The organism is Actinoplanes sichuanensis, assembly GCF_033097365.1.
GTDB lineage: Bacteria > Actinomycetota > Actinomycetes > Mycobacteriales > Micromonosporaceae > Actinoplanes > Actinoplanes sichuanensis.
This window is the reverse complement of sequence record NZ_AP028461.1, coordinates 4791779-4803973: the sequence shown is the minus strand read 5'-3', so window position 1 is coordinate 4803973 and position 12195 is coordinate 4791779. Positions and strand designations below refer to the sequence as shown.

11 protein-coding genes and 1 pseudogene are annotated in these 12195 nt (G+C 70.2%); 6 read left to right on the top strand and 6 right to left on the bottom strand.

Going from position 1 to position 12195, the window contains the following annotated elements:
* Nucleotides 1-47: 47 nt before the first annotated feature.
* The 3 genes from Q0Z83_RS22090 to Q0Z83_RS22080 all read right to left on the bottom strand — a co-directional run bounded on the left by Q0Z83_RS22090 (nucleotide 48) and on the right by Q0Z83_RS22080 (nucleotide 2360).
* The gene (locus tag Q0Z83_RS22090; RefSeq protein ID WP_317795862.1) at nucleotides 48-899 is read right to left on the bottom strand and encodes an SDR family oxidoreductase; all 852 of its coding nucleotides are present in this window, start codon (nucleotides 897-899) and stop codon (nucleotides 48-50) included.
* 147 nt (nucleotides 900-1046) lie between these two features.
* A complete protein-coding gene (locus Q0Z83_RS22085; protein ID WP_317795861.1) occupies nucleotides 1047-1418 on the bottom strand; it encodes a DoxX family protein in 372 nt (123 codons plus the stop codon).
* Between the two features lie 27 nt (nucleotides 1419-1445).
* Nucleotides 1446-2360 carry an NADP-dependent oxidoreductase gene (locus tag Q0Z83_RS22080; protein WP_317795860.1) on the bottom strand — a complete coding sequence of 305 codons (915 nt, stop codon included), beginning with the start codon at nucleotides 2358-2360 and terminating at the stop codon, nucleotides 1446-1448.
* Between the two features lie 103 nt (nucleotides 2361-2463).
* Between Q0Z83_RS22080 and Q0Z83_RS22075 the strand changes: the two genes are divergently transcribed.
* From Q0Z83_RS22075 to Q0Z83_RS22065, 3 genes are read left to right on the top strand one after another with little or no spacing between them, the layout of a single operon-like run.
* Complete coding sequence (locus Q0Z83_RS22075) at nucleotides 2464-3156, top strand: TetR/AcrR family transcriptional regulator (RefSeq protein WP_317795859.1); 693 nt, start codon at nucleotides 2464-2466, stop codon at nucleotides 3154-3156.
* Nucleotides 3157-3175: 19 nt separating this feature from the next.
* Nucleotides 3176-3841, top strand: coding sequence for a hypothetical protein (locus Q0Z83_RS22070; protein ID WP_317795858.1), 666 nt, complete (start codon nucleotides 3176-3178; stop codon nucleotides 3839-3841).
* A 13-nt stretch (nucleotides 3842-3854) separates the two neighbouring features.
* Nucleotides 3855-4205, top strand: a complete 351-nt coding sequence (locus tag Q0Z83_RS22065; protein ID WP_317795857.1) for a hypothetical protein — start codon at nucleotides 3855-3857, stop codon at nucleotides 4203-4205.
* On the opposite strand, the gene Q0Z83_RS22060 is transcribed toward Q0Z83_RS22065, so the two are convergent.
* Nucleotides 4127-4609 (bottom strand): hypothetical protein, encoded by a 483-nt coding sequence (locus Q0Z83_RS22060; protein ID WP_317795856.1) that lies wholly within the window; start codon nucleotides 4607-4609, stop codon nucleotides 4127-4129. The genes Q0Z83_RS22065 and Q0Z83_RS22060 overlap by 79 nt on opposite strands.
* 70 nt (nucleotides 4610-4679) lie before the next feature.
* Nucleotides 4680-7490: an AfsR/SARP family transcriptional regulator gene (locus tag Q0Z83_RS22055; RefSeq protein WP_317795855.1), complete on the bottom strand. Its 2811-nt coding sequence runs from the start codon at nucleotides 7488-7490 to the stop codon at nucleotides 4680-4682.
* Between the two features lie 87 nt (nucleotides 7491-7577).
* Between Q0Z83_RS22055 and Q0Z83_RS22045 the strand changes: the two are divergent.
* Nucleotides 7578-9115, top strand: a pseudogene (locus Q0Z83_RS22045) (MFS transporter).
* Nucleotides 9116-9135: 20 nt separating this feature from the next.
* Nucleotides 9136-9831 carry an SGNH/GDSL hydrolase family protein gene (locus Q0Z83_RS22040; protein ID WP_317795854.1) on the top strand — a complete coding sequence of 232 codons (696 nt, stop codon included), beginning with the start codon at nucleotides 9136-9138 and terminating at the stop codon, nucleotides 9829-9831.
* Here the strand turns inward: Q0Z83_RS22040 and Q0Z83_RS22035 are convergent.
* The gene (locus tag Q0Z83_RS22035) at nucleotides 9786-11183 is read right to left on the bottom strand and encodes a serine hydrolase domain-containing protein (RefSeq protein ID WP_317795853.1); all 1398 of its coding nucleotides are present in this window, start codon (nucleotides 11181-11183) and stop codon (nucleotides 9786-9788) included. The genes Q0Z83_RS22040 and Q0Z83_RS22035 overlap by 46 nt on opposite strands.
* A gap of 190 nt (nucleotides 11184-11373) precedes the next feature.
* On the opposite strand from Q0Z83_RS22035, the gene Q0Z83_RS22030 reads away from it, so the two are divergent.
* The gene (locus tag Q0Z83_RS22030; protein ID WP_317795852.1) at nucleotides 11374-12183 is read left to right on the top strand and encodes a MarR family transcriptional regulator; all 810 of its coding nucleotides are present in this window, start codon (nucleotides 11374-11376) and stop codon (nucleotides 12181-12183) included.
* Nucleotides 12184-12195: the final 12 nt, after the last annotated feature.

The window sequence follows — 12195 nt, the reverse complement described above, 5'->3', positions numbered from 1 at the left end:
CGATGGATTCGCCGGTGCGTTGTCGACGACCCGTCCACGATGTCGGATCAGAGGTTCTGGCGCAGGCCGTCGGCCAGGGGAGTGGTACGGCGGCCGATCAGACGGGTGAGCTGGTCGCCGGTATGGGCCTGAATGCCGGCGCCGATGTTGCCGTCGAGGACGGCGAGGAACGCGGCGGTGCCTTCGTCGACGCCGGCACCGGTGAGGATGGCCTGGTACTGCTCGCCGGTGACCGGCTGGTATCGCACCGGGGTGCCGAGGACTTCGGTCATGGCGGCGGCGATGTCGTGGTAGGTGTAGTCGCGGTCGCCGCTGAGATGGTAGGTGCGATCGTCGTGGCCGTCGGTGGTGACGGTGACGGCGAGGGCTTCGGCGAGGTCTTGGCGGCTGGCGGGGGCGATGCGGCCGTCACCGACGGCGGCGGTGAAGACGCCGGTCTGTGCGGCGCCGTGCATGGCCTGGATGTAGTTCTCGATGTACCAGGCATTGCGCATGATGGTGTAGGTCAGCCCGGACGCGGTGATGGCGTCTTCGGTGGCGATGTGGTCGGCGCCGAGCGGGTAGCTCGGGTCGTCGACGCGCAACCCGCTGGTGTAGTAGAAGTGCCGGACTCCGGCGTCCTTGGCGGCGTCGATGACGTGTCTGTGCTGCTGAACCCGGTCGGGGTCGATGCCGGAGATCAGCACGACCTGGTCGTGTCCGGTGACGGCCGCACGGACCTGTTCCGCGTCGCCGAGTTCGACCTGCGCGGTGCGATAGCCGTCGGCGGCGAGGGCGTCGAGTACGTCTTTCTTGCGGCCGGCCGCGGTGATGTCGGTGGCGGTGAGACCGCGCTTGCGCAGTTCGGTCAGCACCAGGCGGCCGAGGGCGCCGGTAGCGCCGAGGACGAGGACAGACACGGGAGGACTCCTGAACGTTTCGTGGTTGGTCGACGGTCATGCGTGGGCGACCGGGGTGCCGGTTTCCGCGCGGGCGGCGGGCGTCGAGGTGAGCCGGTCGTTGTCACGTAGTCGCGGCAGCAGGTCGAATGCCTAACTCCGCGGCGCTCACCAGCCGTACGGCCCGAAGCGGCCCCACGCGACAAGCCCGGCGAGCAGGAAGAGTACGGCGTTGACGGCGATGCCGGACGGCTCCTTGCGGCGCAGGTGCACGACCGCGGCCAGGACCATGATCACGGCCAGGCCGGACGCGGCGAACGGGGTCAGGATCGGGGCGACGCCGGTGACCGCGGGCAGGATCAGCCCGAGGCCACCGAGTAGTTCGGCGATACCGATCAGCCGCAGCGTGCCGAGGGAGACGTCTCGCACCCAGGGCAGGTTGGGGGCGAGTCTCTCTTTCGGCTGGGTCGATTTGAGGACGCCGGCGGTGATGAACGCGGCCGCCAGGACGGCCTGCACGATCCACAGGAACACGTTCATGGGTGGGGGGTCTCCGAATCGCAGAGGTCAGGCGACGGTGATCGAGATCTTGCCGAGGGTGCCGCCGGCGAAGTCGGCGAACGCGGCGGGCACTTCGTCGAGGGAGTAAGTGCCGGCGACCGGCACGGTCAGCCTCCCGGCGGCGAGATCCCCGGCCAGCCGGTCGAGGGTGGTCTCGGTGGGGGTGGCCATCACCGCGGTCGACGCGGGGTGCTCGACCGGGCCCAGGGTGCTGGCGATGCGGCCTTTCTCGGTCAGCAGCGTGATCAGTGTGGCGCTGTCGCCGGCCAGGTGCAGCACGGCGTCGACGCCGGCCGGGCTGGCGGCGCGGACCTGGGCCGGCAGGTCGCCGGTGTGGTCGACCACCGTGTGCGCGCCCAGGCCACGGACGAACTCGGTCTCCGCGCCGGGCTTCGCGGTGGCGATCACCGTCGCCCCGGCCGCGGCGGCGTACTGCACCGCGATCGCACCGACTCCGCCGGTCGCGCCGCTGATCAGCACGGTCTCGCCGGCCCGCGGCGCCACGGCGTCGAGCGCGTCGACAGCCGCCGTACCGGCCAGCCCGAGTGCGCCCGCGACGTTCACGTCCACGCCGTCGGGGAGCTTGGCGATGCCGATCGCCTGGGGCACGGTCACGTACTCGCCGAATCCGCCGTCTCCGAGGAACGCCTTGGTGACCACGCCGAAGACCGTGTCTCCGACGGCGAACCGGGTCACGCCGGCGCCGACCGCCTCGACGGTGCCGGCGAAATCCTTGCCGAGCACCACCGGGTAGCGGTGCTCCATCATCGCGGCCAGGTAGCCGGCGACCACCGCGGTGTCGAAGCCGTTGATCGACGACGCCCGCACCTTGACCAGGACCTCACCCGCGCCTGGTTGCGGCTTCGCGATGTCCACGGACCGGGGCGCAGCGCCTTGCTCGGTGATGACGACAGCCTTCATGGGGGTCTCCCTCGGAACGTAAGTGGAACTTGTGCTCCACTTGCTGGGCCGACCGTAGCACGGAAGTGGACGACATCCTCCAGTCGCCCGTAGGGTGACGTTCATGACCTCGCTACCAGCAGAGACTCCCGGCGGCAGTCTGCGTGTCGACGCGGAACGCAACCGGCAGCGGATCGTCGCCGCCGCCCGTGAGGTCTTCGCCGAATCCGGACTCGAGGTGCCGATCGAGGACGTCGCCAAAAGGGCGGGTGTCGGGGTCGGCACGCTCTACCGCCGGTTCCCGGAACGTGCCGATCTGATCGCCGCCGCGTTCGAGGAGAAGATGGCCGCCTATTCCGAGGCGGCCCGGCAGGCACTTGCCGACCCGGATCCCTGGCACGCGTTCTGCGTTCACCTGGAGACGATCTGCGGCATGCAGGCCGGTGACCGCGGCTTCACCACCGTGCTGACCATGACCTTCCCGACCGCAAAGCAGTTCGAGGCGGCTCGCGACGAGGCGTTTCACGCTTTCAGTACGGTCGTCGACCGTGCCAAGGCCGCCGGGAGGCTCCGGCCCGACTTCGTCACCCAGGACATCCCGATGTTCCTGATGGCCAATGCCGGCGTCCTCACCGCCACCGGCGACGCCGCCCCCGACACCTGGCGCCGCTTCGTCGGCTACCTCATCCAGGCGTGCGCCGCGCCGGCAGCCCTGCCGCTCGCCGACCCGCCCGCACCCCGGCAGATGTACCGGGCCATGGTCCGGGCCACCTGGCAGCAACGCGAACGTCGTACCAAGACCAGACCCGCACCGTAGGTGCTCGGTCGGTTCCCGGATGCGGGAGTGGCACTCGTGGCTCGCCACGCGGCGTTGTTCACGCGGGCTACCATCCAGTCCATCTTGTCGATGGAACAGGGAGAACATGCTGCGCCGCACGACATCCGCTCTTCTCGGCTTCACGCTCGCCCTGAGCATCTCCGGTTGTCACCGGGGCGGCGACGAACTCGAGGAATGGGACCGGGCGGAAGTCGCACCCTGTTCCTCGGTCGCTGCCGCCGACGCGGCTGTGCTGAACGGCGCACCGATCCTCGCGGAACACCCCTCCGGCGCAGAACTCGTGGACGACTCGGCGGGTTGCGACGATGTCGGCCGGCCGGATGCCGGGCGTCTTTACCAGACGGAGATCGGCGCGGAGGCGGTCGCCGCGTTCTACCGCGCGGTCGCCGAGCGGCAGAGTTGGGCTCTGCATCGGCTGGACGCGTCGCCGAACCCGACGGAACCCGTCGACACCGGGGATGTCCTGTGTGCTGCCGTGACGATCGGCGGAAGCCCGGCCTACCTGAAACTGTGGTGGCCCGACGAGGACTCCGGATGGATCGACCCCGAACTTGTCGGCGAGGTCTACTCGCTGAGCCTGGCGCGGGAACCTTTCCGACAGACGCAGTGTTCGGCCCCGACCTCCGCCATGGCGTCGACACCTACACCGCTGACCGCACGCTGAAAAGGATCCGGGATTGGTTCTGATTTCTGAGGAAGACCGCCTCCGTCTGCGTTGCGCGCCGGCTTTCAGGCGGTCGGTCTGGGCGCTTCGGTTACTCGCCTTCTTTCCGGCGGTGGTGATAGCGATCTTCGTGCTGGCGGTACTCAGGGTTCCGCTGCAGGTGGCGGAGGTCATCGCCTACGTCGCTTTCGTGGCCTGCTCTATCGGCGTGGGGCTCGGCGCGATCTCCCGACCCTCGCTGGAGAGGGTGAAGAACGACGTGCTGGACGGGTACGACCTCAGTCCTTACGAACGTGCCATGCTGCTGAACGTCATGCTGGTGCGGGCTGCGGTCGGGAAGTATCGCGAGCCGACGAGGTCGTGACCCTCCGGGTCGATGCAGGGCGGCGTGTAGTCGTCCACGCGCAGGCCGCGAAATTCGAGGCGGTTCGCGGTCTTGCCGACGAACACGAAACCGCGTGCCTCGGCGAGTGCCGTCGCGAACGGGTGTGTGGGTGCGCCGAGTTCGGTCACCGGCCCCCACGCGTACGGCCGGAAGGTGAAGAATCGTGTCACCGTGCGTCCGTGTGTGGACGGGATGCGGGTGGCCCACTGGGCTCCGCCGCTCCATTTCGAGGCCGGCACCGTGGTCCCCTCGCCGCTGGCCAGCCACTGCTGGTAGCGGCCGATCGACGGGGTCGCGCACTCCCGTGGATGGGCGTTCGCCGGGGCGGCGATCAGGGTCGACGCGGCGATGGACAGGGCGACGGTGAGTATCGGTCGACGCATGCCTTCTCCTCCTCCAGGATTAGCAAACGTTGTTAATAGTTACCGATGTAGTCACCACAATCAATGTCTTTCAGCGTGCCGACGCCTCCAACGTCGCCCGGATCCGCTGCATCCCCGGGTGATGCCGGTGCTCGATGACGGCCAGCGCCGCCCGGCGGAACTCCTCGACCTTGGCGTCGTCACCGAGGTCCCGGTAGCAGTAGACGAGGCCGGTGAGCGCCTCTGCCTGCAGCTCCGGCACGTCACCGGCGAGCTCCAGGGTGCGGTGATAGGCCACGATCGCGGCTTCGGTCGCGCCCGCGTGCTGGTTGAGATGGCCCAGCTCCAGCGACGTACCGGCCGCACCGATTCGGTAGTCGATGCGCAGCAGGGTGTCGATGATGGTCCCGAAGTGATCGACGGCGGTCTGATAGCCGTTCGGCTGGTGGGATTCGTACCAGGCGACGTGCCCGAGGGCGACTGCCTCGTTGAGCACCCGGCCGTTGTCGAGGGGAAGACCCCGACAGATTTCCAGGGCCTCCCGGGCGTACGGGTGAGCCGCCTCGGCCGCCTGCCGGTCCGGAACCCGGTGCTCGCCGTTGATGACTCCCGCGAGTCCCAGCAGAGACTGGGTCAACCGGAACCGGTCGCCGGACTTCCGGGACAGTTCGATTCCCCGCTCGTACCAGGCCCGGCTCTCGGCACGCTGATCGATCCGGTAGTAGGTGCGGGCGAGGTTCAGTGTCAGATTCACGATCCACCACTCGTCCTGATGCTTCTCGGCGAGAGCCAGAGCCCGCAGCAGATGGGTGATCGACTCGTCGAGCCGGGCCCGACGGTCCTGCACGTAATGGGCCATCGCCCAGTTGAACTGCCAGCAGTACCGGCCGTCGTCGTCGTCCTCGGCCACGGCGACCGCGGCGAGCAGATTCCGGTACTCGGTGTCGAACCAGTCGAGCGCCTCCGCCTCGGTCGCGACGATCTCCGGCGTGACCCCCGGCGCCGGTGGGAGGACCGTGATCGGATAACGCTGGGGCAGCAATAGAGCCGTCGCCGACATCGCCGAGTGCAGGTAATGATCGAGGCTGCGGCGTACGACGGCCGCCCGGGTCCCGGCATCGTCGTGACCGTCGGCGAGTTCGGCCGCATAGGCGCGCAGCAGGTCGTGGAAGCGGAACCGGCCGGGCCGGTGCTCCCGGATCAGGTGCGCCTCGACGAGATGGTTCATCCAGGTCCGGACCGTGGCCCGGGCGGCACCGGTGAGACTGGCGGCGGCGGCGACCCCGGCATCCGGTCCGGGGTGCAGGGCCAGATGGCGGAACAGCGCCGCCGCCGCAGCCGGCAGATGCCGGTAGGACCAGGAGAAGACGCTACGCGGATCGCGGCTGACACCGGGTGCCGCGAAGGCGTCCAGACCCTCGCTGCCGCGTAGTTCCCCGGCGATCGCGGTCAACGTGAACGTGGGGTTGGTGACGATCCGGGCGGCGACCACCGCCAGCGCCAGCGGCAGGCCACCGCAGACGGCGACGATCGCCCGCACCGCGTCCGGCTCGGCCGTCGTCCGGGCCACGCCGACTCGCCGGGCCAGGTAGTGACCGGAATCCTCGGCGACGAAGACGGACAGGTTCACCGGGTGCGCGTGGTGCATGGTGACCAGGTCGTTGAGCAGGGCGCGGCTGGTGATCAGCACAGCGCAGCCCGCCGACCCCGGGATCAGGTCGCGGACCTGGTCGGCGTCGCGGGCGTTGTCCAGGATGAACAGCATCCGCCGCCCGTTCACCATGCTGCGCAGCAGCGCGGCGCGATCGGGGACCGAGACCGGCACCGCGTCATACGCGACGCCGAGCGAGATCAGGAAACCACGCAGCACCTCGGCGGGCGGCAGTGGCTCACCGGCCGGGGCGAAACCCAGCAGATCGATGTACAACTGGCCGTCCGGGTACTCGTCCTGGTGCTGATGGGCCCAGCGCAGCGCCAGCGCCGTCTTGCCGACCCCGCCCATCCCGGTGATCACGGCGACCAGCACCGTCCCGGCCGACGCGCGCGCCAGCCCGGTCAGCTCGGCCAGTTCGGCGTCGCGGCCGGTGAACACGGCCAACTGCAACGGCAGCTGCGCCGGCCGGATCCGGTCCGGTTCCGTCTCAGCGTGCAGGAGCTCGGTGCGCTGGTTGAGGATCGCCTGTTCCAGAGTCGACAGCGCGGGGGCGGGATCGAGGCCGAACTCGTCGCGCACCGCCTCGCGATGCTGTCGCAGCGCCTCCAGCGAGTCGGATTCCCGACCGACCGCCCACAGAGTGAGCGCGGCCAGCCTGCAGGCCTCGGGGCGCAGCGGCTCGTCGCGGACGAGGCGCTGCGCCTCCAGCATCGCCGCGGAGTGGTCGCGGACCCGCAGCGCGGCCTGAATCGCCTGCTCCCGGGCCAACAGTCGCAGCTCGTCGAGGCGCGATGCCTCCGCGATCGCCCAGGGCTGGTCGCGGGACTCCCCGAACACCGGCCCCTGCCACCACCGGAGGATCTCGAGCAGCAGCGGGCGGGCCTGATCCGCGGGCAGGCTGCGAGCCTGGGCCAGCGACTGTTCGAAGCGCCACGCGTCCACGGCGTTCTCTGGCAGGCACAGCGCGTACCCCGACGACCGGCGTACCAACGTGGTCGCCGGGCCCCGGCTGACCCGGGTGGGTTCGAGCACCCGCCGCAGATTCGACACGTAGGCCTGCAACGACACGATCGCCCGTGGCGGCGGCCGGCCGTTCCACAACTCCTCGATCAGGCGGTCGGCCGAGACCGCGTCACCGCGCGCGGCGACCAGGATCCCGACGAACGCCCGCTGGTTACGGCGCCCGAGATCGACCGGCTCGCCGTCGATGTCGGCCGAGATCGGACCCAGCACCCGTACGTACAACATGAGCCGGGAGCTTAAGCGAGCCCGGCAACGCCAAGTTTTCGCCAAGTGACAGTCCACATCCTGATCTCTCCCTACCTAGGAGATCTGATGCCGACGCCAACGTCGAGAGCACCATGGACGCTTGTCGTGGTCTGTTCCGCAATCTTCATGCTGACCCTGGACGTGACGATCGTCTCCGTCGCGCTCGCCGGGATCCAGGATGAACTGGCCGCGTCCCTCTCGTCGCTGCAATGGGTCGTCGACGGCTACACCCTGCCGCTGGCCTGCGGCCTGCTCAGCGCGGCCGTCCTCGGCGACCGGATCGGCCGGCGCCGGGTCTTCGTCGCCGGAATGCTCGTCTTCACCGCGGCGTCGCTGGCCTGCGCCCTGGCCGACACCGCCGCCACGCTCATCGCCGCCCGCGCGGTGCAGGGCGGGGAGCGGCCCTGCTGTTCGGCACCGCGCTGCCGCTGCTCGGCGCGGCCTATCCCGAACCGGCCCGGCGGGCACGGGCGGTCGGCGTGTTCAGCGCCTGCTATGCCGCCGCGACCGCCGCCGGGCCGCTCATCGGCGGTGTACTCGTCGACGGGCCCGGCTGGCGCTGGATCTTCCTGATCAACGTCCCGATCGGCCTGCTGGCCATGCTCGGTTGTCTGCGCCTGCACGAGTCCCGGCCGGACCGGGCGCCCCGCAACGACTGGACCGGTGCGGCCCTGCTCAGCGGCGGCCTGTTGGCGCTGCTCACCGCCCTGATCCGGGGCAACGAGGACGGTTGGGGCAGCCGGCCGACCCTGGGCCTGTTCACCGCCGCCGCCGTACTGCTGATCGTCTTCATCGGGTGGGAGCGCCGGACCGTCGATCCGATGTTGTCGCTGCGGCTGCTGGTCCGGCCCGCCTTCGCGGGCGTCGCCCTGCAATCCTTCGCGACGGCCGCCACCCTGGTCGCGGCGACCTACTATCTGGCGCTGCATCTGCAGAACGTGGCCGGCTACTCGCCTCTGGAAACCGGCCTGCGGGTGCTTCCGCTGACCGCGACGGCACTGGTGGCCGCGCCGGTCGCCGCGGCCCTGCTGCGCCGGTTCGGCTCCACGCCGCTGCTGGTCCTCGGCCTGGTGCTGGCCGGTGTGGGCCTGCTGGGCGCGTCCCTGATCGACACGAGCGGATCGATGGCGGTGCTGGCCCCCGGGTTCGTCCTGGCCGGTGCGGGACTGGGCGTCGGTGCCGCCGCGACCGCGTCCGCCGGACTGGCCGCCGTCGAACCGGCCGACGCCGGCATGGCCACCGGAACCGTCAACACGATGCGCCAGATCGGCACCGCCGCCGGCGTCGCCGTGCTCGGCGCCGTCGTGCAGTTCCAGGCGAAGCAGAACGCGCAGCCGCTGCTCGACACCATGGCTCCGCCCGTTCCGAAGGACCAGCTGATCGCCGAGATCGGCGCCGGGCTCGGCCGCCACGTCGGCCAGAACCTTCCGGCAGGGGTACGGGAGACGACCGCCGAGATCGCCAGAGCCGCCACCAACGACGCTGTCGCGACGGTCTTCCTGATCAGCGGAGTGGCCGCCCTGGTCGCCGCCGTCGCCTGCGGACTCCTGCTGACCAGACGACCGGCACCGCTCCCGGTCCCCGCACTCACCTCCGGCAGCTGAACACAGTGATGGGCGAACAGATGAATGCACTGCTACTGCCGGTGGTCGCCGCCCAGGCGATGTGGAAACGCCGCCGCACGGTGACGATCCCCGCGGCCGAAGGCCCCGCCACCGGCGTCGTACCGGGCCCGGACCCGCAGGACCCGCTGAGCGTCGTCATCCTCGGCGACTCACTCGCCGCCGGTTACGGGGTGCACACCCACGACGAGGGCTTCGGCGGCTCCCTGGCCCGCGACCTGACCGAGCTCACCGGCCGGACCGTGGCCTGGTCGGCGGTCGGGCAGTACGGCGCCACCGCCCGACGCATCCGGTACCGGCTGCTGCCGCGGATCCCGGAACAGGCCGACATCGTGGTGATCGTCGGCGGCGCCAACGACGTACTCTGCGGCCGGCAGCCACACGAATGGGCCGAGGACCTGACCGCCGTCGTCGACGAGTCGAGCCGCCGTGCCGGCCAGGTCATGGTGGCCGGGATCCCACCGTTCGAACACCTGCCGTGCATGCCCCGAACCCTCGGCCGGCACCTGGCCCGGCGGGCCGTCGCCCTGGACGAGGTCGCCCAGCAGATCTGCGATGCCCGCCCGGCCGTGACGTGGGTCCCCGGGAAACTGCTGCTGCCGTTCGTGCCCGCCTACTTCGCGCAAGACGGATTCCACCCGTCGGCCCTCGGCTACCGCCGATGGTCCGCCGCGGTGGCCGGTGAGATCCCCACCTGATCGGTCTTGGGGGCGGCGCGCATGCCGATGTAACAGACCCTGGTGCCGGTGGTCAGGGTGGAGAAGACGACCGGCATGTACTCCTCGCTGAAGGACGGGCCGGCACCGGAGGCGGCGAACACCGTGCCGGTCACCGGCTGCAGGTCCATCTCCAGGGGTGGGGACATGTGGGCCATCTCGTCGACGAACTCGTACCGCAGGTGGGGTGTGCCGTCGTCCTTTCGGGAGACGGTGATGACGACGCCGGCCCGGCGGTAGGTGCCGAGCAGCGGGGCGAGGTCGACCGGCGGCGGTACGGGAGCCGGGGCGAACGGTTCCGGCATGGTGACGTCGGCGAGTTCGGCGAGCAGCTCCCGGAACAGGTCGGTGTAGAGCAGCCGGGCCCCGCCGCCGTTGGTCATCAGGGCCACGGCCAGGTTCGCCTGCGGTACGACTCGGAGGTAGGCGTACTGGCCCACGGCGGCGCCGTCGTGGCCGTACCCGGTGATGCCGTTCCAGTCGTAGAGCGTCCAACCCAGGCCCCATCCGTCGGCGCTGACCGTCCACTTGTCCGGGACGTCGACCTCGCGGCGCTGCATCGCGGCCACCGCCGCGGGGGAGAGGACACCGGCGCCACCGTCGAGGTGCATGCGGGCGAAGCGGACCATGTCCCCCGCGGAGACGATGACCCGTCCGGCCGGGCCGGCCGAGCGGGGCATCAGGTCCCAGGCCGGCGCGGGCGCGCCGTCGAGGTGACTCATGGCGGTACGGAACCGCAGCGCCTCCTCCGGCAGGGTCATCGAGTGGTGCAGGCCGAGCGGCTCGAACAGCAGACTCTTCAGCGCCTGGTCCCAGGTGAGACCGGTGATCCTCTCGACGACGCGGCCGAGGACGATGTAGCCGATCCCACCGTAGGAGACGGCGGTGCCGGGCGGGCAGTCCAGGGCCACGTCACGGGCGGCCGCGACATAGTTGGCGAGGCAGTCGTCACCACGGCCGCCGTCGAAGTTGAAGTCGGTGGTCACGCCACCGGTGTGCGACAGCAACTGCCGGGGTGTGATGGTCTTGGTGGCACCGGGGTCGGGTGTGGCGAACTCCGGCAGCACGTCCACCACCGGCACGTCCAGGTCCAGTCGGCCCTCGTCGACCAGCCGCATGACGAGGGTGGCGGTGTAGACCTTCGCGATAGAGCCGGACAGGAACACCGAGTCCGGGGTCACCGGCACGCCCGTTCCGAGATGCAGCACCCCGCTGGCCAGTTCGTGGACCTGGCCGCCGACGGCGATGGCCAGGCCGGCGCCGGGAACGGCGTGGGCACGGCACAGTTCGTCGAGTCGCTGCTGCCAGCGGGCGGTGTCCTTCGCCTCGATCACGATGTCTCCCCATGTCGATGTGTCGATACGTGAAACGTAGATTTCCGTTCACGGAGGCTGCAACGGATCGTGTTCTCGAGTGGGGTGTTTTCCAGCGTTTTCCGTGAATCCTTTGCAATGGCTTGCGGGTTAACGCATTGCTGGAGTGGGCGCGGTTGCAAAGCTGTCGGGACGCCGCCAGAGTGGGCCGATGCCAGGGAACAGACTGACGGCCGGGGATCGGCGGCAGATCGAAGAGGCACTCGCCGCCGACATGAGTTTCGCCGCGATCGGGAGACGGCTGAACCGGCCGGCGTCCACGATCAGCCGGGAGGTGCTCCGCAACGGGGGGCCGGAGCGGTACCGGGCCGAACACGCCCAGCACGCCACCGACTGGCGGGCACACCGGCGAACGCCTGGAACAGTCGCTCCCGCCGAGGCGGGTTCGGAGGCCGTGGACGCTTTCGCCGACGACTTCGTGCGGGTGATGCTGCGTACCGGGCTGCCGCCGATGGCCGCTCGCGTCCTGGCGCGTCTGATGGTCACCGACACCGCCTCGGCGACCGCTGCCGATCTCGCCGAACGGCTCCGCGTCTCCCGGGCGGCGGTGTCCCGCGCGGTCGGCTACCTGGAGACCGTCGCGATGATCCGGCGGGAGCGGCCGGCCGGGCAGCGCCGGGAACACTACGTGGTCGACGACGGCATGTGGAGGGCCGCGTTGGCCGACACCATTCGGACCAACACGATGTGGGCCGAGACCGCCCGTCAAGGATCCGATCTGCTCGGACGCGACAGCCCCGCCGGTATCAGGTTGCACTGGATCGCGGTGTTCTTCGCCGACCTGAACGACCGCGTGACCGGAGCACCCCGGGCCACCGCCGCCGCGGGCGCCGTCTGCTGTTGCTCTAACCAGGTGTGTTGCGCACGGTCTGCTGGGCCGGGCGCGCCGACCGGCGAAGAGTTTCGAGAACACCTTGGCGTCGGCGTCGGCGTCGGCGTGGCTGCGGGGCGCGTGTGTTGAGAAGGTATCCGC

Coding starts and splice junctions, on each gene's coding strand:
- Q0Z83_RS22080 (WP_317795860.1), bottom strand. CDS start 2,360: ATGAAGGCTGTCGTCATCACCGAGCAAGGCGCTGCGCCCCGGTCCGTG.
- Q0Z83_RS22085 (WP_317795861.1), bottom strand. CDS start 1,418: ATGAACGTGTTCCTGTGGATCGTGCAGGCCGTCCTGGCGGCCGCGTTC.
- Q0Z83_RS22070 (WP_317795858.1), top strand. CDS start 3,176: ATGCGGGAGTGGCACTCGTGGCTCGCCACGCGGCGTTGTTCACGCGGG.
- Q0Z83_RS22075 (WP_317795859.1), top strand. CDS start 2,464: ATGACCTCGCTACCAGCAGAGACTCCCGGCGGCAGTCTGCGTGTCGAC.
- Q0Z83_RS22040 (WP_317795854.1), top strand. CDS start 9,136: ATGAATGCACTGCTACTGCCGGTGGTCGCCGCCCAGGCGATGTGGAAA.
- Q0Z83_RS22060 (WP_317795856.1), bottom strand. CDS start 4,609: ATGCGTCGACCGATACTCACCGTCGCCCTGTCCATCGCCGCGTCGACC.
- Q0Z83_RS22055 (WP_317795855.1), bottom strand. CDS start 7,490: ATGTTGTACGTACGGGTGCTGGGTCCGATCTCGGCCGACATCGACGGC.
- Q0Z83_RS22030 (WP_317795852.1), top strand. CDS start 11,374: ATGCCAGGGAACAGACTGACGGCCGGGGATCGGCGGCAGATCGAAGAG.